The sequence below is a fragment of the Mesorhizobium sp. CA5 genome (assembly GCF_020165105.1).
Taxonomy (GTDB): Bacteria; Pseudomonadota; Alphaproteobacteria; order Rhizobiales; family Rhizobiaceae; genus Mesorhizobium.
On the sequence record NZ_JAIUHJ010000017.1, the window covers coordinates 106,314 to 130,636 of the forward strand.

The window sequence follows — 24,323 nt, forward strand, 5'->3', positions numbered from 1 at the left end:
GCTCCGGTTCTCGGAACCCGCCATTTTCGGCTCGGCCTGACCTGAATATCGACACGCCTTAATCCAGCACCGCGCACCTGCTTTTAAGTGAAAAACACCCGATGGCAACCGAACGATACAATCCGCGCACGTCAGAGCCCAAATGGCAGAAGGCCTGGGCCGAAAAGAAGCTGTTCGAGGCCCGCAACGACGATCCGAAGCCGAAATACTACGTGCTCGAGATGTTCCCCTATCCATCGGGCAAGATCCATATCGGCCACACCCGCAACTACACGATGGGCGACGTGGTGGCGCGCTACAAACGCGCCAAGGGTTTCAACGTGCTGCATCCGATGGGCTGGGACGCGTTCGGCATGCCGGCCGAAAACGCCGCCATGCAGAACAAGGTTCATCCCAAGGACTGGACCTATGAAAACATCGCGGTCATGCGCGAGCAGCTCAAGATGATGGGCCTGTCGCTCGACTGGGCGCGCGAGTTCGCGACCTGCGACGTCGACTATTACCACCGCCAGCAGATGCTGTTCCTCGACTTCGTCGAGAAGGGCTTGGTGACGCGCAAATCCTCCAAGGTCAACTGGGACCCGGAGGACATGACGGTGCTCGCCAACGAGCAGGTCATCGACGGCCGCGGCTGGCGCTCGGGCGCGCTGGTCGAGCAGCGCGAACTGACGCAGTGGTTCTTCAAGATCACCGACTTCGCGCAGGACCTGCTGGACTCGCTCAACGGACTCGAAGAGTGGCCGGAAAAGGTCAAGCTGATGCAGCACAACTGGATCGGCCGCTCGGAAGGGCTGCTGATCCGCTGGCCGCTGGCAAAGCCCGTCGGCGATATGCATGAGCTGGAAGTCTACACGACAAGGCCGGACACCATCTTCGGCGCCTCCTTCATGGCGGTCGCCGCCGACCATCCGCTGGCGAGAAAAGCCGCCGAGAGCAATGTCGAGCTGGCGAAGTTCATCGACGAGGTCCGCCACATGGGCACCTCGGTGGCGGCGCTCGAGACGGCCGAAAAGAAGGGCTTCGACACCGGCATCCGCGTCGTCCACCCGTTCGACGAGAATTGGACGCTGCCGGTCTATGTCGCCAATTTCGTGCTGATGGAATACGGCACCGGCGCCATTTTCGGCTGCCCGTCGGGAGATCAGCGCGACCTCGATTTCGCCAACAAATACGGCCTGCCGGTGATTCCGGTGGTGATGCCGGAAGGCGAAAACCAGGGGAGCTTCCAGATCATCGAGGAGGCCTATGACGGCGACGGCGTGATGATCAATTCGCGCTTCCTCGACGGCATGAAGCCCGAAAGGGCTTTCGATGAAGTGGCAAAGCTCCTGGAGCAGAAAAGCATCGGCGGCCGGCCGATGGCGGAGCGCAAGGTGAATTTCCGCCTGCGCGACTGGGGCATTTCGCGCCAGCGCTACTGGGGCTGCCCAATCCCGATGATCCATTGCGAAGCCTGCGGCGTCGTGCCGGTGCCGAAGGCCGACCTGCCGGTCAAGCTGCCCGACGACATCGAGTTCGACCGCCCGGGCAATCCGCTCGACCGTCATCCGACCTGGCGGCATGTGAAATGCCCGCAATGCGGCCGCGATGCGCGGCGCGAGACCGACACGATGGACACCTTCGTCGATTCGTCCTGGTATTTCGCGCGCTTCACCGCGCCGTGGGCAAACGAGCCGACCGAGCCGAAAGCGGCCGACGAATGGCTGGCGGTCGACCAGTATATCGGCGGTATCGAGCACGCGATCCTGCACCTGCTCTATTCGCGCTTCTTCACCCGCGCCATGCGCGAGACCGGTCATCTCAATCTGGCCGAGCCGTTCAAGGGGCTGTTCACGCAGGGCATGGTGGTGCACGAGACCTACCGCGTCGGCGGCCCGTCCAACAATGGGCGCTGGCTGTCGCCGAGCGAGGTGAGGCTCGAGGACGTCGACGGCAAGCGCCGCGCCATCGAGATCGCCACCGGGGAGGAGGCGACGGTCGGCGCGCTGGAGAAAATGTCGAAGTCGAAGAAGAACACGGTGAGCCCGGAAGAGATCACCGACGGTTACGGCGCCGACACGGCACGCTGGTTCATGCTGTCGGACTCGCCGCCGGAGCGCGACGTCGAATGGACCGACGAGGGCGCGGCCGGCGCGCACCGCTTCGTGCAGCGCATCTGGCGCCTGGTGCAGATCGCGGCCGAGCAGCTGCCCGGCGTGAAGCCGACGGCGGCGAAGGAAGGCGATGCGGGAGCCGTTTCCAAGGCCGCCCACAAGATCCTGAAGGCGGTCGGCGAGGACATAGAGAAGCTCGGCTTCAACCGTGCGATCGCCCGCATCTATGAGCTCGCCAATGTGCTGGCCGCGCCGCTGGCCGACGTTGCCGAAGGCAAGGCCGACGACGCGCTGAAGGGCGCTTGCCGCGAGGCGGTGGAAATCCTGGTGCACATCATCGCGCCGGTCATGCCGCATCTGGCGGAGGAATGCTGGCAGGAGCTGGGCGGCGCCGAAATGGTCGCCGAGCGGCCCTGGCCGGTCTATGACCCGGCCCTTGTCGTCGACAACGAGATCGTGCTGCCGGTGCAGGTCAACGGCAAGAAGCGCGGGGATTTGACAATTGCCCGCGACGCGGATCAAGGTGCCGTCGAAAAAGCGGTGCTGGCTCTCGACTTCGTGCAAAAAGCACTGGAAGGTAAGGCTCCGCGCAAGGTGATCATCGTCCCGCAGAGGATCGTCAATGTCGTTGCCTGATCCGGTGAAGTCACAACCGGTCCGCCTGCGCGGCCGCCTGGCGCTCTGCGGCATGGCCGCCGCGCTGGCGCTGGTCTCGGCCTGCACCGTGCGGCCGCTCTATTCCAGCCAGCCGCTGTCGCCCGGATCGCTCAGCGCCTCCGCCGAGCTCGGCTCGATCTCGATCAAGCCGGTCAATACCCGCTACGCGCAGCAGGTACGCAACAATCTGATCTTCGCCTTCGGGCAGGGCTCGGGCGAGCCGGCCTCGCCGGCCTACACGCTCGATCTCGGCGTCACCGAGCTGGTCGAATCGGCGGCCATCGTGCAGGTGCAGACCCAGGAAGACGAGCCGACGGCGGGCACGGTCACGCTGACCGCCAACTACGTGCTCAGGGACACCGCGACCAACACGGTGATTGCCGTCGGCAAGCGCTCGATCCCCTCGTCCTTCGACCGCCCGCGCCAGGAATTCGCGGCCTACCGGGCGCAGATCGACGCCGAGAACCGCGCTGCGCGTGAGTTGGCCGACCTGCTGCGGCTTTCGATCGCCCAGGATTTGGCCAGACACGGCAAAAAGGCCTAGTTCCTCGCCGGAGATTGGCTGAAGCCTTCCGAACTTCGTCATCCCAGGGCGGAGCAGCCGCGAAGCGGCGTCGCGTAGACCCTAGGATCCATTCCGTTACCTCGGCCTGAAGGTGCGGCGGAGCAGAATTCTGCACCGTTGCGACGCTCGTACGTCACGGAGTGGATCCTCGGGTCTGCGTGCGTCGCTTCGCTCCTTGCTCCGCCCGTGGATGACGATCGCGATGGGCGTTCCGGCCAATCGCCAAGGCAGGTGACCTGGCAAGGCATAGGCACTTTGCCGCGAAAAAAGGCCGGTGCCCGGCCTTCTTTCCTACTCAGTTGCTTTTTGCCTTGCGCAATTCCCGGACGGAAAATCGTTACACACTTTTCCTGGAATTGCTCCGGCCTCAGCCGATCTTCTGGCCGGTTTTGGCCCAGTCGGCGAGAAAGGCGGCGAGGCCTTTGTCGGTCAGCGGGTGATTGACCAGCGCCTTCAGCGTCGCCGGCGGCGCGGTGACGATATCGGCGCCGATCAGCGCGGCTTGCTTGACGTGGTTCACCGTGCGCACCGAGGCGGTCAGGATCTCGGTCTTGAAATCGTAATTGTCGTAGATGGTGCGGATTTCCGAGATCAGCTCCATGCCGTCCGAGCCGGTGTCGTCGATGCGGCCGACGAAAGGCGAGATGAAGGAGGCGCCGGCCTTGGCGGCGAGCAACGCCTGGTTGGCGGAGAAGCAGAGCGTCACGTTGACCATGCGGTTCATTTCGGTGCGGATGGTCTTGCAGGCCTTGAGGCCGTCCAGCGTCAGCGGCACCTTGATGGCCACGTTCGGCGCGATCTTGGCCAACACCTCGGCCTCGGCCATCATGTCCTTGTATTCGGTCGCCACGACCTCGGCCGAGACCGGGCCTTCGACGATGTCGCAGATCTGCTTGGTGACTTCGGAAATCTTACCACCCGATTTCAGGATCAGCGAGGGGTTGGTGGTGACTCCGTCGAGCAGCCCCAGATCGTTGAGCTCCTTGATTTCCTTGATGTCAGCGGTGTCGACAAAAAATTTCATGGCGGTCTCCTTGGGGATTGCCGGGCGCCAGCCAGGCAGATGCGAGGGTCCCCTTTGATCTAGACCAAAGTCAGGGCAAGGTCACGCCTGATGATGGAAGATTCGCCCTTTGTCGCAGCCGCGCCCGTGCTGGTGCCGATGCCGGCCGAGCGGCCCTACACCTATGCCGTGCCGCCTGGCATGCGCGTGGTGCCGGGCTCGATCGTGCGCGTGCCGCTCGGGCCGCGCCAGGTCGCGGGCATCGTCTGGGACGGCGCCGTCGAAACCGTCGATACGAAGAAATTGCGGCCGATCGAGGAGGTGTTCGACTGCCCGCCGATCGACAGGGCGATGCGCCGCTTCGTCGACTGGATCGCGCAATACACGCTCTCTGCCCCCGGCATGGTGGCCCGTATGCTGCTGCGCGCGCCCGAGGCTTTCGACCCCGAGCCGTGGATCGAAGGGCTGCAGCGCACGCTGGCCGGGCCCGACCGGATGACCGACGCGCGGCGGCGCGTGCTCGAGACGGCCGAAGGCGGGCTTGCCTGGACGCGCTCGGGGCTGGCACATGCCGCGGGCGTCTCCTCGACCGTCATCGACGGGTTGCGGGCACAGGGCGTGTTCGAGACGGTGATGATCCCGCCGCGTCCGGTGGTGGCGGCGCCCGATCCTTCTTATGCCGTGCCGGAATTGATGCCTGACCAGAAAGCGGCGGCGGACAAGCTGCGCGCCGCGGTCGCCGCCGACGCTTTCAACGTCACGCTGCTCGACGGCGTCACCGGCTCCGGCAAGACGGAAGTCTATTTCGAAGCGGTGGCAGCGGCGCTCGACAAGGGCAGACAGGTGCTGATCCTGTTGCCGGAAATCGCGCTGACGCACGCCTTCCTGGAACGTTTCCAGGACCGGTTCGGCGCCAAGCCGGCGGAATGGCATTCCGACCTGCCGCCGCGGATGCGCGAACGCGTCTGGCGTCAGGTGGCCGAGGGCGGCGTGCGCGTCGTCGCCGGCGCGCGCTCGGCGCTGTTCCTGCCGTTCAAGGAACTCGGCCTGATCGTCGTCGACGAGGAGCACGATCCCGCCTACAAGCAGGAAGACCGCGTCTTCTACAATGCGCGCGACATGGCCGTGGTGCGCGGCCATATCGGCGGCTTCCCGGTCGTGCTCGCCTCGGCGACGCCCTCGGTTGAAAGCCGGGTCAACGCCAGCCAGGGCCGCTATCATCGCGCGGTGCTGTCGGCCCGTTTTGCCGAGGCGGCGCTCCCCGACCTGAAGTCGATCGATATGCGACGCGCGCCGCCGGCGCGGGGCGGCTTCCTGTCGCCTGTCCTCCTGGAGCAGATGCAGCGCACTCTGGAGAGACAAGAGCAGTCGCTGCTTTTCCTCAACCGGCGCGGCTATGCGCCGCTGACGCTCTGCCGCGTCTGCGGCCATCGATTCGGCTGCCCGGTCTGCTCGGCCTGGCTGGTCGAGCATCGCTTTCGCGGCCAGCTCGTCTGCCATCATTGCGGCCACAATGAGCGGCGGCCCGAAGCCTGTCCGGAATGCGGCACGCTCGACCATCTGGTGGCATGCGGCCCAGGCGTCGAGCGCATCGCCGAGGAAGTGGTCGGGCATTTTCCCGATGCCCGCACCATCGTGCTGTCGTCCGATCTTCTGGGCGGCGTGCGCCGGCTCAGGCTCGAGCTCGAGGCCGTCGCCAATGGCGAGGCCGATATCGTCATTGGCACGCAGCTGGTCGCCAAGGGTCATAATTTTCCCGGCATGACGCTGGTCGGCGTGGTCGATGCGGATCTGGGATTGGCCAATGGCGATCCGCGCGCCGCCGAGCGCACCTTCCAACTGCTCAGCCAGGTGACGGGGCGCGCCGGCCGCACCGGCAAGAAGAGCCTCGGCCTCCTGCAGACCTACCAGCCGGACCATCCGGTGATGCGGGCAATCGTCTCCGGCGATTCGGAAGCGTTTTACGAGCGCGAGATCGCCGAGCGCGAACGGGCGGCGCTGCCGCCCTTCGGCCGGCTCGCCGGCATCATCGTCAGCGCCGCGACACGCGGCGAGGCGGAAAGCCATGCGCGGGGGGTAAGGCGCGCGGCGCCGCAGGCTACCGACCTCTTCGTGCTCGGCCCGGCCGAGGCGCCCTTGTCGCTGATCGGCGGCCGCCACCGCTTCCGGCTGTTGGTGCAAGGCGAACGCCGCGCCGACATGCAAGGCTTTATTCGGGCCATGTTGGCGAATGGACCGAAGCTGCGCGGCTCGGTCAGGGTGCAGGTCGACATCGACCCGCAGAGCTTTTTATAACCGGGAGAGACAGCCCCAACGGAGTGGTCGCTTGTGAAAACCCTCGGCCTGATCGGCGGCATGAGTTGGGAATCGACGGCGATCTATTACCGCCTGCTCAACGAGATCGTGCGCGAGCAGCTGGGCGGGCTGCATTCGGCCAAGCTGTTGCTGTGGTCGTTCGATTTCGCCGAGATCGCCGAACGCCAGCATGCCGGCGACTGGGAAGGCGCCGGCGCTCTTCTGGTGGAAGCCGCGCGCAAGCTGGAGGCGGGCGGGGCCGAGGGCTTGGTGATCTGTACCAACACCATGCACAAGCTCGCCGACACGGTGCAGGCGGCCATATCGATCCCGCTCATCCATATCGCCGACGCCACGGCGCAGGCTGTCCTCGATGCCAGAGTGAAGCGGCCGGCGCTGCTGGCGACACGCTTCACCATGGAACAGGATTTCTACAAGGGACGGCTCGCGGAGAAATACGGGCTGCAGCCGATCGTGCCCGACCAGGGCGGCCGCGACATGGTGCATCGGGTGATCTATGACGAGCTCTGCCAGGGCATCGTCCGGTCCGAATCGAAATCCGCCTATCTCGACGAGATCGGCCGGATGCGGCGCACCGACCGGGTGGACGGCGTCATCATGGGATGCACCGAGATCACCATGTTGATCGGCCAGGGCGATTTCGACATTCCGGTCTTCGACACGACGCGCATCCATGCCGCGGCCGCGGTCGATTTCGCGCTCGCCTGATGCGCTGTACCTAATGTGCCCGCCGTCCTCTGGCGCGCCTTCATTCCCTGGCTAGAATGCCGCTGTTTCAGAACAAGAAATAAGAGGGGGATTTTATGGACTTCGCGTTTCCGTGGCCCGCCAGCCAGGGTGAGTGGCTGGCCTGGTCGAGCGCCGTCGTGACCTTGGCGCTCGGCCTATTCCTGTTCCTGGCGCCGGGGCTTGCGTTTCGCGCGCTGCGCCTGCAGCCGAGGCCCGAGAAAGCGGCGGCGATCGCCGAGGGACGCGGCCGCATGTCGGGCTTTTATCTCGGCGTCAGCCTGTGCTGCATTCTTCTGGCGCAGCCGCTGCTTTACATGGCGCTGGGCTTCTCCTGGCTGTTCACCGCCTTCGGCCGGCTTCTGTCGATGATGTCGGACGGCGCCAACACCCCTTTCAACTGGGTGTCGATCGTGGTTGAATTGGCGCTGGCGGCGCTGCCGCTGGCCTTTGCCTTCGGCTTTGTACTGTGAATCCGGCGCTTGGGGTTGGCCCCAGCCGCCTGATGCGACAAAAGTGCCTGAAAACCATGCCGGACGATGCATTGCGGTCTTAAAAAGCCTGTGCTAGACGGCAATCGACTTTCGACCGGGGATAGCGGAAGCCGCGCCTCCGTGCTTGGAAAAATGCAGTAAGGTCAAAGATTTAGCCAGAGTTCTCGCTCGCGCCAACAATCTGCGGCCTGTCAGACAAGAGAAAAGACGGTCCGTGGCCCAATCGTCATCGCCAATCTCAGCTGTCGCCGAACGCTATGCAGGCTCGCTATTCGAGCTTGCGCTGCAGGACAATTCAGTCGCCAAGGTCGAGGCCGACCTCGCCAGCTTCGAGGCAATGCTCAACAGCAGCGACGATCTCGCGCGGCTGATCAACAGCCCGGTGTTTTCCGGCGAGGACCAGGCAAGGGCCATCGCCGCCATCGCCGACAAGGCCCAGATCACCGGCCTGGTGGGCAATTTCCTGCGCGTCGTCGCCAAGAACCGCCGCCTGTTCGCGGTACCCGGCATGATCAAGGCATTCCGCCAGATCGCCGCCGACCATCGCGGCGAGGCATCGGCCGAGGTCACCTCGGCGCATGCGCTGACTGCGGCGCAGCAGGCTGAACTCCAGGCGACGCTGAAGGGCATCGCCGGCAAGGACGTGGCCATTGCCATGACCGTCGATCCGTCGCTGCTCGGCGGCCTGATCGTCAAGATGGGCTCGCGCCAGATCGATACGTCGCTCAAAACCAAACTCAATTCGCTCAAGCTTGCACTGAAAGAGGTCGGCTGATGGACATCCGCGCCGCGGAAATTTCCGCAATTCTGAAAGACCAGATCAAGAATTTCGGCAGGGAGGCCGAGGTCTCCGAAGTCGGCCAGGTTCTGTCCGTCGGTGACGGCATCGCCCGGGTCTACGGCCTCGACAACGTCCAGGCCGGCGAGATGGTCGAATTCCCCGGCGGCATCCGCGGCATGGCGCTGAACCTCGAAGCCGACAATGTCGGCGTCGTCATCTTCGGTGCCGACCGCGACATCAAGGAAGGCGACACCGTCAAGCGCACCGGCGCCATCGTCGACGCGCCTGTCGGCATGGGCCTGCTCGGCCGCGTCGTCGATGCGCTGGGCAATCCGATCGACGGCAAGGGCCCGATCAAGGCGACCGAACGCAAGCGTGTCGACGTCAAGGCGCCCGGCATCATCCCGCGCAAGTCGGTGCATGAGCCGATGTCGACCGGCCTCAAGGCCATCGATGCGCTGATCCCGGTCGGCCGCGGCCAGCGCGAGCTGGTCATCGGCGATCGCCAGACCGGCAAGACCGCCATCATCCTCGACACGATGCTGAACCAGAAGTCGGTGCACGACAACGGCCCCGAGAAGGAAAAGCTCTACTGCGTCTACGTCGCTGTCGGCCAGAAGCGCTCGACCGTCGCGCAGTTCGTCAAGGTGCTGGAAGAGCGCGGCGCGCTCGAATATTCGATCATCGTCGCCGCCACCGCGTCCGATCCGGCGCCGATGCAGTTCCTGGCGCCGTTCACCGCCTGCACCATGGGCGAATATTTCCGCGATAACGGCATGCATGCGCTGATCAGCTATGATGATCTGTCGAAGCAGGCCGTCGCCTACCGCCAAATGTCGCTCCTGCTGCGCCGCCCGCCGGGCCGCGAAGCCTATCCGGGCGACGTCTTCTACCTGCACTCCCGCCTGCTCGAGCGCGCCGCCAAGCTCAATGACGACAACGGCAATGGATCGCTGACCGCGCTGCCGATCATCGAGACGCAAGCCAATGACGTGTCGGCCTACATCCCGACCAACGTGATTTCGATCACCGACGGCCAGATCTTCCTCGAAACCAACCTGTTCTTCCAGGGCATCCGTCCGGCGGTGAACGTCGGCCTGTCGGTGTCGCGGGTCGGCTCCTCGGCGCAGATCAAGGCGATGAAGCAGGTCGCCGGCTCCATCAAGGGCGAGCTCGCGCAGTATCGCGAAATGGCAGCCTTCGCGCAGTTCGGCTCCGACCTCGACGCGGCAACGCAGCGTCTGCTCAATCGCGGTTCGCGCCTGACCGAGCTGCTCAAGCAGCCGCAGTTCTCGCCGCTCAAGGTCGAGGAACAGGTCGCGGTGATCTTCGCCGGCGTCAACGGCTATCTCGACAAGCTGCCGCTGAACCAGGTCGGCAAGTTCGAGCATGGGCTGCTCAGCCATATGCGCTCGGCCGGCAAGGACGTGCTTGACGGCATCCGCAAGGAGAAGGCGCTGTCGGACGATTTGCGCGCCAAGCTCAAGGCAGAGATCGACGCCTTCGCCAAGACCTTCGCTTGAACGAAGCTGGACGGGATCAGGTTTGAAGCATGGCTTCGTTAAAAGACCTTCGTAACCGTATCGCCTCGGTCAAGGCGACGCAGAAGATCACCAAGGCGATGCAGATGGTCGCCGCGGCGAAGCTGCGTCGCGCGCAGGAAGCGGCGGAAGCAGCCAGACCCTATTCCGAGCGCATGGGCGCGGTCCTGGCCAACATCACCCAGGCGATCGGCGGCGGCGGCGATGCCCCGGCGCTGATGACGGGCACCGGCCGGGACGATGTGCATCTGCTCATCGTGTGCACGGCCGAGCGCGGCCTGTGCGGCGGCTTCAACTCGCAGATCGCCCGCCTAGCCCGCGACCACATCCGCAGGCTGCTGGCCGACGGCAAGCAGGTGAAGATCATCTGCGTCGGCAAGAAGGGCTATGACATCCTGCGCCGCGAATACGCTTCGATGATCCTCGAGCGTGTCGACCTGCGCGAGGTGAAGACTCTCGGCTTCGCCAACGCCGATGCGATCGCGCGCAAGGTCATCCATCTCTTCAACGATGGCGGCTTCGACATCTGCACGCTGTTTTATTCGCAGTTCAAGTCGGTGATCAGCCAGATCCCGACGGCGCAGCAGATCATTCCGGCGGCCGCCGGATCGACCGCTTCCGAGGCTACCAATGGCGGCAATGCCGTCTACGAATACGAGCCGGAGCCGGGCGAGATCCTCTCCGACCTCATTCCGCGCAACATCGCCGTGCAGATCTTCCGCGCGCTGCTGGAAAACGCGGCCGGCGAGATGGGCGCCAAGATGAGCGCGATGGACAATGCGACGCGCAACGCCGGCGACATGATCAACAAGCTGTCGATCACCTACAACCGCCAGCGGCAGGCGCAGATCACCAAGGAACTGATCGAGATCATTTCGGGCGCCGAGGCGCTCTAATCACGCGCCGCGCGGGATACCGGCGGGCGGCGTGAACAACGGATAGACGAAAAGGGCAAAGACGATGGCGAAAGCAGCTACCCCGAAGACCGCCGCCAAGGCGGCACCGGCCCCCAAGGCAGCGAAGGCCCCGGCAGCCGCCGAGAAAGCCGCCGCTCCGGCGAAGAGGGCGGCCGCTCCGGCCAAGGCCGCGGCTTCCGCAGCCAGCGTCGCGGCCACGCGCGTCGGCGCCGCCGGCAAGGTCCGCCAGGTCATCGGCGCCGTCGTGGACGTGCAGTTCGAGGATCACCTGCCGGCCATTCTGAACGCGCTGGAAACCGACAATGTCGGCAACCGCCTGGTGCTCGAGGTGGCCCAGCATCTCGGCGAGAACACCGTGCGCTGCATCGCCATGGACTCGACCGAAGGTCTCGTTCGCGGCCAGGAGGTCTATGACACCGGCGCGCCGATCTCGGTTCCGGTCGGTCCCGGCATGCTCGGCCGCATCATCAACGTCATCGGCGAGCCGGTCGACGAGGAAGGCCCGGTCGACGGCGTCGAAATGCGCGCCATCCACCAGCCTGCTCCGGCCTATGTCGACCAGTCGACGGAAGCGCAGATCCTGGTCACCGGCATCAAGGTTCTCGACCTGCTCGCGCCTTATGCCCGCGGCGGCAAGATCGGCCTGTTCGGCGGCGCCGGCGTCGGCAAGACCGTGCTGATCCAGGAGCTGATCAACAACGTTGCCAAGGCGCATGGCGGTTTCTCGGTGTTCGCCGGCGTCGGCGAGCGCACCCGCGAAGGCAACGATCTCTATCACGAGTTCATCGAATCGGGCGTCAACAAGAAGGGCGGCGGCCAGGGCTCGAAGGCAGCACTTGTCTATGGCCAGATGAACGAGCCGCCGGGCGCGCGCGCCCGCGTCGGCCTGACCGGCCTCACCGTCGCCGAATATTTCCGCGACCAGGGCCAGGACGTGCTGTTCTTCGTCGACAACATCTTCCGCTTCACGCAGGCGGGTTCGGAAGTGTCGGCGCTGCTCGGCCGCATTCCTTCCGCCGTGGGTTACCAGCCGACTCTGGCCACCGACATGGGCGCGCTGCAGGAGCGCATCACGACCACGACCAAGGGCTCGATCACCTCGGTGCAGGCGATTTACGTGCCGGCCGACGACTTGACCGACCCGGCGCCGGCGACCTCCTTCGCCCACCTCGACGCCACGACCGTGCTCAACCGCGCGATCTCGGAAAAGGGCATCTATCCGGCCGTCGATCCGCTGGATTCCACCTCGCGCATGCTCGACCCGATGGTCGTCGGCGAGGAGCACTATCAGGTTGCCCGCCAGGTGCAGTCGATCCTGCAGCGCTACAAGTCGCTGCAGGACATCATCGCCATCCTTGGCATGGACGAGCTTTCGGAAGAGGACAAGCAGACGGTTGCCCGCGCCCGCAAGATCGAGCGCTTCCTGTCGCAGCCGTTCTTCGTCGCCGAAGTGTTCACGGGATCGCCGGGCAAGCTGGTCGACCTCGCCGACACCATCAAGGGCTTCAAGGGCCTTTGCGCCGGCGACTACGACCACCTGCCGGAAGCCGCCTTCTACATGGTCGGCGGCATCGACGAGGCGGTCGAGAAGGCGCAGCGCCTGGCGGCTGAAGCGGCATAAGAAAGCGAATAGCGAATAGGGAGTAGCGAATAGGGAGCAACGGGTTTGGCGAGTTTCTTCACTACTCGCTACTCGCTATTCCCTACTCGCTAAATTGAACATGGCTGAAGCTTTCAAGTTCGAACTGGTCTCGCCGGAGCGGCTGCTCGTTTCCGAGCAGGTCGAGTCGGTCGTCATCCCGGGTGCCGAAGGCGAGATGACGGTGATGGCGCAGCACGCGCCGGTCATGACCACCATCAAGCCCGGCGTCGTCACGATAAAGACCGCGGGCGGCAAGGAAGAGCGCTTCGTCGTGTTCGGCGGTTTCGCCGACATCCTGCCTTCCGGCTGCACGCTTCTTGCCGAATCGGCGACGCATGTGAACGACATCGATCGCGCCGATCTTGCTCGTCGCATCCAGGAGGCCAAGGAAGACGCGGCCGACGCAAAGGACGACGAGAGCCGCAGCAAGGCGGAGCAGTTCCTCAGCCAGCTCACCACACTGGAAGGCGCGCTGCTGCCGGCCTGAAGTCGGCTGCCGACAAGCGATTGAGAAAGGTGGGGCTTGCCCCGCCTTTTTTGTTGGTGCTTTCCGTTTGCGAAACAGTCCCGAATGCGAATGGGGTCGATCATGCCCGCGCTGCAGGTGGTGAACGGGTCGGCCGGCAAACAGTGAAGCCGTCCCGGCGCACCGTCGAGCCATGCCGGGCACAAACGCTATCCAGCCGTTCCACTCTTGTTGCCGAGCGCGGCAAGAGCCAGTTTCGGGCCGCCCTGCTTGAAATGGACGAGGTGCGTGGCGACAAACCCGATCAACCTTTGTCGTTCCGAGTGACCCTTGGCAAAGCCGGCCAGATCGAACACCGCCGCCGTCATCTCCGCCGTCGGCAGGTTGCGGCCGAACAGGTTGCCGAGGGCGGCATCGAGCGGGTCGGTGAAATGGCCCTCAGGCAAGCTGCTACCGCGCGCGGCGCAGGCGGCGATCCAAGCGGCGACAACCAGCGACAGATGTTCCGGCAGCAAGCCGGCCTCCAGCCGGGCGAGGGCGGAGGCGACGATGCGTTGCGGCAGCTTCTGGCTGCCGTCATTGGCGATCTGCGCAGTGCGGTGGGCGAGCGCCGTGTTGGAAAAGCGCTCGGCGAGCTCGGCCGTATAGGCGCTTGTGTCGAGCCCGGCCTCCTGCGGCAGGGTTGGAATGGCCTCGGCCCAGAGCCAATCGACGAACTGCCGGATCGACGGATCGGCAAAGGCGCGGTCGACGGTGGCGTGGCCGCTGAGCAGGCCAAGATAGGCAATGCCGGAATGCGCGCCGTTGAGCAGCCTCAGCTTCATGTCCTCGAAGGGGCCGACATCCTCGACCATGGTGACGCCGAATTTCTCCCAGGCAGGCCGCCCGGCGGGAAAGCGGTCCTCGATCACCCATTGCCGGAACGGCTCGGTCATCACCGGCCACGCATCATCGATGCCGAGCTCGCCAGCGATGCGGGCGCGATCGGCGTCCGTGGTCGCCGGCACGATGCGGTCGACCATGGAAGATGGAAACGCCACTTCGTCGGCGATGTGACGCGCGAGGTGGGCATCGCCTTCGCGGCTGTCTCGCAACTCGGCGAACTCGACCATCAGCCGATGCAGCGTCGCGCCGTTGGCCGGCAGGTTGTCGCAGCAGAGCACCGTGAAGGGCGGCGTGCCGGCTGCGCGGCGGCGCGCGAGCGACTCGGCGAGAAATCCATGCGCCGTCTTCGGCGATCCGGGGTTGGCGAGGTCGTGGACGATATCGGGGTGCGCAGTGTCGAGCGTGCCGTCGGCTGCCCTCAGATAGGCCTTCTCGGTGATGGTGAGCGTGACGATGCGGATGCGCGGATCGGTGAGCGCGGCGAGCACAGCGCCCGGGCCCTCCGGAGCGACGAGCAAGGACTGGATCGAGCCGATGACCTGCAGCTGTTCGCCGGCGCTGTCCCGGATTGCCAGCGTGTAGAGCCCGTCCTGCGGCTTGAGCGCATCGCGCGTGTCAGGACTGCGCAGCGAGACGCCGATGATGCCCCAATCGCTCTCGCCATCCGCCAGACAGGCATCGACATAGGCGGCCTGATGGGCACGGTGAAAGGCGCCGACGCCAAGATGGACGATGCCGGGCGCGACGGACTTGCGGTCGTAGCGAGGCACCAGAACTTCGGCCGGCAGCTTCGCAAGGGTGGCGTTGGATAGGCGGCCGTTCATGGAAGCTGGTCTCCGATCGGAAAACGACGGCAGCGACCTAACACCCGCTGTCGCCGTGCACAATGGCCACGTTCCTTTCGAAAGTCATCATACAACTGCATAATATTTGTATGTTGACATTATCTCTGGCCGATCTACCAATAGCGGAGCTTGGGAGGAGCCGCGTGGCCGTATTGACCGATCCGGACCTGCTGTTTTCGCCGGAAACGCGATCATTGGCGCGCGCCCTTTATGCAGGTGTGAAGGACCTGCCGATCGTCAGTCCGCACGGCCACACCGACCCGCGCTGGTACGCGCTCAACGAACCGTTTTCCGACCCGGCGCAGCTCTTGATCGTGCCGGACCATTACATTTTCCGTATGCTGTTCAGCCAAGGCGTGCGGCTGGAGGAACTCGGCGTCCCGACGCTCGAAGGCGCACCCGTCGAAACCGACGGCCGGGCGATCTGGCGGCGCTTCGCCGAGCATTATTATCTCTTCCGCGGCACGCCCACACGGCTGTGGCTCGATCATGTGTTCGAGCATCTGTTCGACATCAGGGAGCCGCTTACCGCAGCCAGCGCCGACCGTATCTACGACACGATCGCCGCGCTGCTGCAACGCGACGACTATCGGCCGCGCGCGCTGTTCGAGCGCTTCAACATCGAGGTGATCGCGACGACCGAAGGCGCGCTCGACGACCTCAAATGGCACCGTATGATCCGCGACAGCGGCTGGAAGGGCCGCGTCGTCACCGCGTATCGGCCGGACGCCGTGGTCGATCCCGATTTCGAAGGCTTCGCGGCCAATCTGGATAGGCTCGGCGAGATCACCGGATGCGACACCGGCAGCTGGTCCGGCTATCTCGATGCGCATCGAAAGCGCCGCGCCTATTTCAAGGAGTTCGGCGCGACCTCGTCCGATCACGGTCATCCGACGGCCGAGACCGCCAATCTCTCCGACGCGGCGGCGCAGGAGCTGTTCAACCGCATCCGGCGCGGCTCCGAGGATGAGCGCGAGCGAAAACTGTTCCGAGCCCAGATGCTGACCGAGATGGCCAAAATGAGCCGTGACGACGGCCTGGCGATGCAGATCCATCCTGGATCATGGCGCAATCATTCGCCTTCGGTTTTCCAGAAATTCGGCCGCGACAAGGGCTTCGATATCCCGACCCGGACCGATTATGTGTCGGCGCTGAAGCCGCTGCTCGACTGCGTCGGGCTGGAGCGCGACCTCACGATCATCCTGTTCACGCTCGACGAGACGAGCTATGCGCGCGAGCTGGCGCCGCTCGCCGGCGTCTATCCGGCGCTCAAGCTCGGGCCGGCTTGGTGGTTCCACGACAGCCCGGAAGGCATGCGCCGCTTCCGCGAGATGACCACCGAGACGGCGGGCTTCTACAACACCGTCGGCTTCAATGACGACACGCGCGCCTTCCCGTCGATCCCGGCGCGCCACGACGTCGCGCGGCGTGTCGACTGCGCCTTTCTGGCGCGGCTGGTCGCCGAGCATCGCCTCCGGGAGGAGGAGGCGCATGAGCTGGCGCGGGAGCTTGCCTACTCGCTTGCCAAGAAGGCGTACCGGCTCTGAGCCGGGACATCCGGGATTTTTGAAGGGAGGAAAGACATGTTGCGTATTTCGAGATTGCTGGCCGCGACATTCGCCATCGGGTCCTTGGTGATCGGAGCCGCGCAGGCCGAAACCGTCCTGCGCTCTTCGGACACCCATCCGGACGGCTATCCGACAGTCGAGGCGGTCAAATACATGGGCGAGCTGATCAAGCAGCGCACCAACGGGCGCTATTCGATCGAGGTCTATCATTCGGCGCAGCTCGGCGAGGAAAAGGATACGATCGAGCAGACCCAGGCCGGCGTCATCGACCTCGATCGCGTCTCCATGGGGCCATTCAACGGCATCGTGCCGGAAACCGCCGTGCCGTCGTTGCCCTACATCTTCCGCTCGGTCGAGCATATGCGCCATGTCATGGACGGGCCGATCGGCGACCAGATCCTGAAGGCGTTCGAGGCGCATGACCTTGTCGGACTCGCCTTCTACGATTCCGGCGCGCGCTCCTTCTACAACACCAAGAAGGACATCGCCTCGATGGCAGACATGAAGGGCATGAAGTTCCGCGTCATCCAGTCGGACGTCTTTGTCGACATGGTCAATGCGCTCGGCGCCAACGCCACGCCGATGGCCTATGGCGAGGTCTATTCGGCGCTGCAGACCGGCGTCATCGACGGCGCCGAGAACAACTGGCCGAGCTTCGAATCCGCCAAGCATTACGAGGTCGCCAAGCACTACACGCTGGATCAGCACCAGATCGTGCCGGAGGTGCTGGTGATGTCGAAGGCAAGCTGGGACAAGCTGGCGCCGGAAGACCAGGCGATCGTGCGCCAGGCGGCCAAGGACAGCGTCGTCAAGATGCGCGAGCTGTGGGACGCGCAGGAGAAGAAGTCGCGCGACATCGTCGAGAAAGCCGGCGTCAAGATCAGCGAGATCGACAAGCAGCCGCTGATCGACGCCATGAAGCCGGTCTACGACAAATATCTGTCGACGCCCGAGCTCAAGGACCTCGCCGCCCGTATCCAGGCGACGAAATGACCGGGATGGGCAACGGGCCCGGTGGCACGGAGGCTTCCGTGCTGCCATCCAGCCGGTCGGGTCCGAAAGGATTCTGGCTGCGGGTGGAACGCACCCTTTCCGGGCTTGCGCGGTTGGCCTTGTGGGTCAGCGGCACCGGGTTGACGCTGATGACCATCATCATCTTCTGGCAAGTCTTCTCGCGCTACATGCTGAACCGCTCGCCGAGCTGGACCGAATCCTCATCCGTGCTGCTGATGGGCTGGTTCATCTTTCTCGGCGCCGCCGTCGGCGTGCGCGAGCGCACGCATCTCGGCTTCGACGTGCTGCTCTATGTCTTGCCTGCCTCGGCCAAGGCGGTGCTGCGCAGCATTTCCGATCTCGTCGTGCTGGCCTTCGGCGCCGGCATGATCGTGTATGGCGTGCAGCTCGCCAGGCTGACCTGGAACACGGTGATGCCGTCGCTCGCCTTGCCCGGCGGCGTCAGCTTCCTGCCGGTCATCATGGGAGGCGCGCTGGTCTGCCTGTTTTCACTCGAGCGGCTGGCGGGGCGCTTTGCCGGGCTGCCGGTCGATGCCGACATCTACGCAACCGGCGAGGAGCTCTGAACCATGGCGCTGATCGTGCTTTTCGGCACTTTCGTCTTCCTGCTGGTTATCGGCACGCCGATCGCGTTCTGCCTCGGCGTCGCCAGCTTCGCGACGATCCTCACGATCGGCCTGCCACCCGTCGTGGTGTTCCAGCGGCTCAATTCCGGCATCAGCGTCTTTTCGCTGATGGCCATCCCGTTCTTCATCTTCGCAGGCGACCTTATGGTTCGCGGCGGCATCGCCGCCCGCCTGGTGGCATTGGCCGGGTCCCTGGTCGGCCACCTGCGCGGCGGCCTGGGCCAAGTCAACATTGCCGCATCGACCATGTTCGGCGGAATTTCCGGTTCGGCGGTGGCCGATGCCTCAGCGGTCGGCGGTCTGATGATCCCGCAGATGAAGGCGCGCGGCTACGGCGTCGACTATGCCGTCAACATCACCTCCGTCGGCGCCGTCATTGCGCTGCTGATCCCGCCGTCGCACAACATGATCATCTATTCGATCTCGGCCGGCGGCCGCATCTCGATAGCGGATCTGTTCACCGCCGGCGTTCTGCCGGGGCTGTTGCTGGCCCTCTCGCTGATGGTCACCGCCTATCTGGTGGCAAGCCGGCGCGGCTATCCGACGGAACCTTTTGCCGGTTTCTGCCGGGCCTTGCAGCTGCTTGTCGCCGCCATTCCCGGGCTGATCCTGATCGGCATCATCTTTGGCGGCGTCCGCTCCGGCATCTTCACCGCCACCGAAAGCTCCTGCATTGCCATCGTCTATGCTTTCCTGGTGACGTTGATCATCTACCGCTCGATGAGCTGGAACGATTTCGTCACCGCGACGACAGCGGCGGTGCGCACGACAGCGATGGTGCTGATGATCATCGGCTGCGCCGCGGCCTTCGGCTGGCTGCTGGCCTATCTCCGGGTTCCGGCAGCGCTTGTCGCGTTTTTGCAGTCCGTGTCCGACAACAAGCTGGTCATACTGCTCCTGATTAATGTCGTCCTGCTCATCCTCGGCACATTCATGGATATGTCGCCGCTCATCATCATCACCACGCCCATCTTCCTGCCGGTGGTGATGGCCTATGGCGTCGATCCCGTGCATTTCGGCGTCATCCTGATCCTCAATCTCGGCATCGGCCTCTGCACGCCGCCGGTCGGCGCGGTGCTGTTCGTCAGTTGCGCCATCGGCCGCATTCCCATCTGGACGGCAATGCGCTCGATCTGGCCGTTCTATGGAGCGGCCTTCATGGTGCTGATGCTTGTCACCTACATACCGGAAATCTCATTGTGGCTGCCGAGCCTGTTTCACTAGGAGGGCACCACGTGTCTCAAACAGTTGCCGACCTCAGGGTCGAACGGAAGCCGAAACTATCGGAGACCGTGGTCGCGGCGATCCGCAAGCAGCTCTTGGCGGGCGAGATTCCGCCCGGACAGAAGCTGCCCACCGAAGGCCAGCTGACGGAGACTTTCGGCGTCAGCCGCACGGTCATCCGCGAGGCGCTGGCCAAGCTTGCCGCCGATGGCCTGGTCGAAGCGCGGCAAGGCGCCGGCGTCTTCGTCAGCGAGCACATCTCGACGAGCTTCGGCGTTTTGGCCGCCGACATGGGAGCCAAGGATTCGGTCGCGCTCAACGTGCTCGAGGTCCGCCTCGCGATCGAGATCGAATCGGCGGGCCTGGCCGCCATCCGCCGCAACGCCGCCCAGGAGGCCGCGATCCAGGAGGCCTTCTTCGAGTTCGAGCGGCTGCTGCTTGCCAGCCAGCCGACCGGCCCGGCCGACCTCGCCTTCCACCGCGCGATCGCCAGCGCCACCAACAACCCGTTCTATGTCGAGATGCTCGATGTGCTGGGACGCCGCGCCATTCCCTGCGACGTGACCTCGCCCTGGTCGACAGAGCTCGTTCAGTCGGACGAGTACCAGCGCGGCCTGCAGCGCGAGCATCTCGTCATTCTCAATGCGATCTCGGCGGGCGATGCCGAGGCCGCGCGCGAGGCGATGCGCACGCATCTGACCCGCAGCCAGCAGCGCTACCGCGAGCGGCTGCAGGCCAGACAGGCCTATTATGCCAATTCGCTGAAAGCCGCATCGACCGAGTGACCATCAGACAAGGCCTAGAAATGGACCATACACACACCGAATTTTCCTCGCGCTTCGCCATCGATCCCATCACCGCCGCGGCCATGGGAACAGACGAGCTGCGCCACCATTTCCACGTCGAGGGGCTTTTCCAGCCGGGCCTCGTCAGCCTGACCTACACGCATTACGATCGCATGATCGTCGGCGGCGCCATGCCTATCGACAAGATCCTGCCGCTCGAGGCGATCAAGCCGACCGGAACCAAGGCTTTCCTCGACCGCCGCGAACTGATCGCCGTCAACATCGGCGGCGCCGGCACCGTCACGGCCGACGGCATGGCTTACGAATTGGCGGCGCGCGACATGGTCTATCTCGGCATGGGCGCTGAGCAGGTGTCGTTCGGCTCGGCGGAGCCCGACAAGCCGGCAAAATTCTACCTGCTTAGCGCACCGGCGCATCGGCCCTATCCCAGCCAGTTGATCCGCATCGGCGACGCCAGGCGGCTCGACGTCGGCAGCCAGGCGACCAGCAACGAACGCTCGATCTTCCAGTTCATCCACGCCGACGGCGTCAAGACCTGCCAGCTCGTCGTCGGCATCACGCAGCTCGCGCCAGGCTCGGTGTGGAACACCATGCCTTGCCATGTGCATGACCGGCGCATGGAAGCCTATCTCTACTTCGATCTGCCGGAAGGGCAGCGCGTGTTCCACTTCATGGGCGAACCGCACGAGACGCGCCACATCGTCATGCGCAGCGAGGAGGCGGTGCTGTCGCCGGGCTGGTCGATCCATTCGGGCGCCGGCACATCCAACTACGCCTTCATCTGGGCGATGGCCGGAGACAATGTCGACTATACCGACGTCGATCAGGTGGCGATGGATCAATTGCGGTGAGCGATCTTTCCGCCTTCAGCCTCACGGGCAAGCGCATCCTGGTCACCGGCGCCAACACCGGCATCGGGCAAGGCATCGCCGTGTCGATCGCGCGCGCCGGCGGCCTGGTGGTCGGCGTCGGCCGATCGGCGATGGATGACACCGCCGCGAAAGTTACGGCCGCGGGCGGCAGCTTCGAAGCGGTGAAGGCCGATCTCGGTGACCCGCCCGAGGCGGCCGCCATGCTCGACCGGGTTTGGGACGAGAGCGGCCGGCTCGACGGCCTCGTCAACAATGCCGGCATCATCCGGCGCGCCGATGCGGTCGACCTTACCGAAGCCGATTGGGACGAGGTGATGGACATCAATTTGAAGACGGTCTTTCGCCTGTGCCAGAGCTTTGCCAGGCGCGTGCTGACGGAGCCCGGACGGCGCGCCAAGATCGTCAACATCGCGTCGGTGCTGAGTTTCCAGGGCGGCATCCGCGTTGCTTCCTATACGGCCTCGAAGCACGGCGTGCTTGGCCTCACAAGGCTGCTCGCCTGCGAATGGGCGGCGAAAGGCATCAACGTCAACGGCATCGCGCCGGGCTATATCGAGACCAACAACACCGAGGCGCTGCGCGCCGACCCGGACCGCAGCGCGGCCATCCTCGGGCGCATCCCCGCGGCGCGCTGGGGCCGGCCCGACGATATCGGCGACGCAGCCGTGTTCCTGCTGGCGCGGGCGTCGGACTATATGCATGGCGCGGTGGTGCCGGTCGATGGCGGCTGGCTGGCGCGGTGACCGTCTCCCGCCGGAAAACCGCGCCGGACCTTTCCTGGATTTGCTTTACAAGCCGAACGGAAGCTGAGCGATGACCGATATCTTTTCGCATGCGGGCGAAAAAGCCTGGGAGCCGACGCCGGACGGCAACAGGCGGCGCGTGCTGGTGCATACCGACCAATTGATGATGGTCGAGTTCGCCTTCGACAAGGGCGGAGTCGGGGCGCTGCACTCGCATCCGCATGTCCAGGCGAGCTATGTCGCCGAGGGCTGCTTCGAGGTTACCATCGACGGCCGATCGGAGATCCTCGAAACAGGCAGCAGCTTCATTGTTCCGTCCAATCTCGTGCATGGCGTCAAGGCGCTGAAGGCCGGGCGGCTGGTCGACAGTTTTGCGCCTTGCCGGGTCGATTTCCTCGGTTAGGGCAGGTCGGCGGTTCTATCGGACGCCGATTGCTCCGCAGCGGTTTCACGCCTTTCCGGAACCGCTGCGACCGCCATGTGATCGCGGCGGCCTGCCGCGAGCAGGCGATGCGCGGCATCGAGTATGGCCTCGACCGGCGCGTCGGCGACATAGGCCGAACGACCTCGCCCTGGCGCCGTGACGACTTCGACCGCGTTTGAAAGGGGGCGCCAACGCTCCATATTGGCGCCGTTGTTGACGATCACCGCCGGCGTCATGACGGCGGCCATCAGATGCGCCAGTCCGCCCTCCATGCCGATATAGGCGACCGCCATCTCGCCCAGCGCAAGCAGGAGATCGTCGAAGCTTGCAATGTCCGGCGCCAGTTCCGGACCGGCCATCTGGAGGCGGCCTTCCCTTGCGAGGAGCGCCAGTGGCGTCGGCCCGCCGCCAGGGGTTGCCAGATACAGCACCCGGTAGCCGGCATCGATGAGATTGCCGGCAACGGCCACCACCTGATCTTCGCTCATGCACTTCCTGCCCTGGGCGTTGCCGCCAAGCAGGACGAGCGGGCGGCCGCAACCGCCGCGCAGCTGGTGCGCCAGTGTCCGGGCGGCGTCCGGCACATCGAGCCTGTGATCGAAAGGCAGATGCCGCCCCGCCAGGCGCTCGATCAGCCGGTGGTAGCGCCAGGCATTGTGTTCCGGCCGCAGCGTCAACCGCGTGCCCCAGCGCAGCGACAGAAGATGGCCGGCAAAGTTGGCTTCGTAGCGGATGCCCCGGCCTGCAAGTTGCAGAGCCGTGAGGATGAGGCCCGGCACGCCGGTGCGCAGATCGACAACGACGGCTTTGCGGCCGCGCGGCGCGAATTCGGCGAGGATGGCTGAAAGCGGCGTCTTCGTCCTGAAATCGTCGACGAGATGCGCGACATGCTTGTGCAACACATGCGAGAGCGATGAGCCGCGCATGGCGCCGTAGACGACACGGCTTTGCGGAAAGGCGGTCCTCGCCGCCCGCAGGGCCGGAATCCGCAGCAAGCCGTCGCCAAGCGCGTCGTTGCGGGCATAGAATATCAGCGCGGGCGCGGACGAATCCATGGCGGAGACGGGTTCCATTGCTGTGGTGTCGGAGAAGCAGGACGACTGCGGAAGAATATTATCAGCAAGCCCCGGCTGAGTTCTGCAAGAATATGCTTGGTTTCTTTTTATAAAGAAAGCGCGATCTCGTCACCCCGCCGACGCCGGCCATGCGGGCCTTCTGTCGCGAATTCAGCTATGACATGCCTGCCTGGGACCGGCGCCGCCGGGTGAAGTGTTTCAGCGCTGCTGCAGCGCCAGGCGTATGCCGAGCGCGCAATAGATGCCGCCGACCACCTTGCCCTGCCATTTCAACACCGCCGGATTGCGGCGCAGCAAGGAACCCAGGCCGCCCGCACTGACGGCGAAGACGACCGTGCTGAAGAGCCCGAGCAGGACAAAGATGATGCCCAGCAGCATCAGCTGCAGCACCACGAAACCACCTTGCGGGTGCACGAATTGCGGCAGGAAGGCCAGGAAGAACAGCGCGGTCTTCGGATTGAGCACTTCGGTCAGGATCGCCTGCCGGAAGGCCCGGCCCGCGGAAATGGGGAGCGTCGTGGCCGCCAGGTCTGCCGGCGCCTTTTCGAAAATGGCGCGGATGCCGAGATAAACGAGATAGGCCGCGCCGATATATTTGACGATGCTGAACAGCATCGCCGAAGCGGCGATGACGGCCGAGATGCCGACGATGGCCATGACGGTGTGGATCACGTCGCCAGCCGCGACACCCGCGCCGGTGGCGATGCCGACCTTCGTGCCCGAGCTCGTCGCCCGCGCGACCGTGAGCAGCGTCGCCGGCCCCGGGATGAAGACGAAGCCGAACACGACCGCGATGTAGGTGACGAGCGTCGCGGGATCGATCATGCCAAGGCTCCTTTTGCGTCGGGCGCCGCTCTTTATTCGGAGCGGCTCGGCATTATAGCACCGCAGAACGGGCCGGGGGAACTCTCGGGCGGCGAAGTCGGCGGTCGCAGCGATTCGAGCAGAATGTCGTGACGGCCTTCCACGCTTCGATGATTTCGTCGCAAGCGCACCCTATCCCACAGCCCTGTCGTTCGAAGCCGCCGGGAATGGACCG

Annotated in this window: 22 protein-coding genes; 18 read left to right on the forward strand and 4 right to left on the reverse strand. The window is 64.8% G+C overall.

The annotated features are described in order from the left end of the window. Positions 1 to 101: 101 nt before the first annotated feature. Positions 102 to 2,729 (forward strand): leucine--tRNA ligase, encoded by a 2,628-nt coding sequence (leuS, locus tag LB529_RS21415; protein ID WP_224712264.1) that lies wholly within the window; start codon positions 102 to 104, stop codon positions 2,727 to 2,729. Continuing rightward, positions 2,716 to 3,294, forward strand: coding sequence for an LPS assembly lipoprotein LptE (gene lptE, locus LB529_RS21420; protein WP_224547353.1), 579 nt, complete (start codon positions 2,716 to 2,718; stop codon positions 3,292 to 3,294). Before leuS ends, lptE begins: the two co-directional genes overlap by 14 nt. A gap of 388 nt (positions 3,295 to 3,682) precedes the next feature. On the opposite strand, the gene fsa is transcribed toward lptE, so the two are convergent. After that, a complete protein-coding gene (fsa, locus tag LB529_RS21425; RefSeq protein WP_224517043.1) occupies positions 3,683 to 4,339 on the reverse strand; it encodes a fructose-6-phosphate aldolase in 657 nt (218 codons plus the stop codon). 90 nt (positions 4,340 to 4,429) lie between these two features. Here fsa and LB529_RS21430 point away from each other — a divergent pair, with 90 nt between their 5' ends. From LB529_RS21430 to LB529_RS21465, 8 genes are all read left to right on the forward strand, one after another. Next, positions 4,430 to 6,613: a primosomal protein N' gene (locus LB529_RS21430; protein ID WP_224712265.1), complete on the forward strand. Its 2,184-nt coding sequence runs from the start codon at positions 4,430 to 4,432 to the stop codon at positions 6,611 to 6,613. Between the two features lie 33 nt (positions 6,614 to 6,646). Further along, positions 6,647 to 7,342 carry an aspartate/glutamate racemase family protein gene (locus LB529_RS21435; RefSeq protein ID WP_224528291.1) on the forward strand — a complete coding sequence of 232 codons (696 nt, stop codon included), beginning with the start codon at positions 6,647 to 6,649 and terminating at the stop codon, positions 7,340 to 7,342. 95 nt (positions 7,343 to 7,437) lie between these two features. Beyond that, a complete protein-coding gene (locus LB529_RS21440; RefSeq protein WP_095769732.1) occupies positions 7,438 to 7,833 on the forward strand; it encodes a DUF4345 family protein in 396 nt (131 codons plus the stop codon). 235 nt (positions 7,834 to 8,068) lie between these two features. Next, a complete protein-coding gene (locus LB529_RS21445; protein ID WP_095769731.1) occupies positions 8,069 to 8,629 on the forward strand; it encodes a F0F1 ATP synthase subunit delta in 561 nt (186 codons plus the stop codon). Continuing rightward, complete coding sequence (atpA, locus tag LB529_RS21450) at positions 8,629 to 10,158, forward strand: F0F1 ATP synthase subunit alpha (protein ID WP_140546138.1); 1,530 nt, start codon at positions 8,629 to 8,631, stop codon at positions 10,156 to 10,158. Before LB529_RS21445 ends, atpA begins: the two co-directional genes overlap by 1 nt. A 29-nt stretch (positions 10,159 to 10,187) precedes the next feature. Then, on the forward strand, positions 10,188 to 11,072 hold the full coding sequence (locus LB529_RS21455) for a F0F1 ATP synthase subunit gamma (protein WP_224712266.1): 885 nt from the start codon (positions 10,188 to 10,190) through the stop codon (positions 11,070 to 11,072). 64 nt (positions 11,073 to 11,136) lie between these two features. Further along, on the forward strand, positions 11,137 to 12,714 hold the full coding sequence (gene atpD / locus LB529_RS21460; RefSeq protein ID WP_224712267.1) for a F0F1 ATP synthase subunit beta: 1,578 nt from the start codon (positions 11,137 to 11,139) through the stop codon (positions 12,712 to 12,714). A 100-nt stretch (positions 12,715 to 12,814) separates the two neighbouring features. Then, the gene (locus LB529_RS21465; RefSeq protein WP_095769727.1) at positions 12,815 to 13,222 is read left to right on the forward strand and encodes a F0F1 ATP synthase subunit epsilon; all 408 of its coding nucleotides are present in this window, start codon (positions 12,815 to 12,817) and stop codon (positions 13,220 to 13,222) included. A 188-nt stretch (positions 13,223 to 13,410) separates the two neighbouring features. Here LB529_RS21465 and LB529_RS21470 read toward each other — a convergent pair whose 3' ends face one another. Next, positions 13,411 to 14,910, reverse strand: coding sequence for a mannitol dehydrogenase family protein (locus LB529_RS21470; protein ID WP_224712268.1), 1,500 nt, complete (start codon positions 14,908 to 14,910; stop codon positions 13,411 to 13,413). Positions 14,911 to 15,074: 164 nt separating this feature from the next. On the opposite strand from LB529_RS21470, the gene uxaC reads away from it, so the two are divergent. From uxaC to LB529_RS21510, 8 genes are all read left to right on the forward strand, one after another. Then, entirely contained in the window at positions 15,075 to 16,478 is a 1,404-nt protein-coding gene (uxaC, locus tag LB529_RS21475) for a glucuronate isomerase (RefSeq protein WP_224712269.1), read from the forward strand. A gap of 36 nt (positions 16,479 to 16,514) precedes the next feature. Further along, positions 16,515 to 17,492 (forward strand): TRAP transporter substrate-binding protein, encoded by a 978-nt coding sequence (locus LB529_RS21480; protein ID WP_224608666.1) that lies wholly within the window; start codon positions 16,515 to 16,517, stop codon positions 17,490 to 17,492. 83 nt (positions 17,493 to 17,575) lie between these two features. Continuing rightward, positions 17,576 to 18,079 carry a TRAP transporter small permease gene (locus LB529_RS21485; RefSeq protein ID WP_224712270.1) on the forward strand — a complete coding sequence of 168 codons (504 nt, stop codon included), beginning with the start codon at positions 17,576 to 17,578 and terminating at the stop codon, positions 18,077 to 18,079. A 3-nt stretch (positions 18,080 to 18,082) separates the two neighbouring features. Beyond that, positions 18,083 to 19,363 carry a TRAP transporter large permease gene (locus LB529_RS21490; RefSeq protein WP_224712271.1) on the forward strand — a complete coding sequence of 427 codons (1,281 nt, stop codon included), beginning with the start codon at positions 18,083 to 18,085 and terminating at the stop codon, positions 19,361 to 19,363. An 11-nt stretch (positions 19,364 to 19,374) separates the two neighbouring features. Beyond that, positions 19,375 to 20,148 (forward strand): FadR/GntR family transcriptional regulator, encoded by a 774-nt coding sequence (locus tag LB529_RS21495; RefSeq protein ID WP_140723430.1) that lies wholly within the window; start codon positions 19,375 to 19,377, stop codon positions 20,146 to 20,148. Between the two features lie 20 nt (positions 20,149 to 20,168). Continuing rightward, complete coding sequence (kduI, locus tag LB529_RS21500; RefSeq protein ID WP_224712272.1) at positions 20,169 to 21,020, forward strand: 5-dehydro-4-deoxy-D-glucuronate isomerase; 852 nt, start codon at positions 20,169 to 20,171, stop codon at positions 21,018 to 21,020. After that, positions 21,017 to 21,784 (forward strand): 2-dehydro-3-deoxy-D-gluconate 5-dehydrogenase KduD, encoded by a 768-nt coding sequence (gene kduD / locus LB529_RS21505; protein ID WP_224712273.1) that lies wholly within the window; start codon positions 21,017 to 21,019, stop codon positions 21,782 to 21,784. The genes kduI and kduD overlap by 4 nt, the downstream gene beginning before the upstream one ends. A 70-nt stretch (positions 21,785 to 21,854) precedes the next feature. Then, on the forward strand, positions 21,855 to 22,187 hold the full coding sequence (locus LB529_RS21510) for a cupin domain-containing protein (protein WP_224712274.1): 333 nt from the start codon (positions 21,855 to 21,857) through the stop codon (positions 22,185 to 22,187). Here LB529_RS21510 and LB529_RS21515 read toward each other — a convergent pair. Together LB529_RS21515 and LB529_RS21520 are read right to left on the reverse strand one after the other, a co-directional pair. Then, positions 22,184 to 23,263: a glycosyltransferase family 9 protein gene (locus LB529_RS21515; protein WP_224712275.1), complete on the reverse strand. Its 1,080-nt coding sequence runs from the start codon at positions 23,261 to 23,263 to the stop codon at positions 22,184 to 22,186. The two genes, LB529_RS21510 and LB529_RS21515, sit on opposite strands and share 4 nt — an antisense overlap. A gap of 219 nt (positions 23,264 to 23,482) precedes the next feature. After that, positions 23,483 to 24,109: a LysE family translocator gene (locus tag LB529_RS21520; RefSeq protein WP_224712276.1), complete on the reverse strand. Its 627-nt coding sequence runs from the start codon at positions 24,107 to 24,109 to the stop codon at positions 23,483 to 23,485. Positions 24,110 to 24,323: the final 214 nt, after the last annotated feature.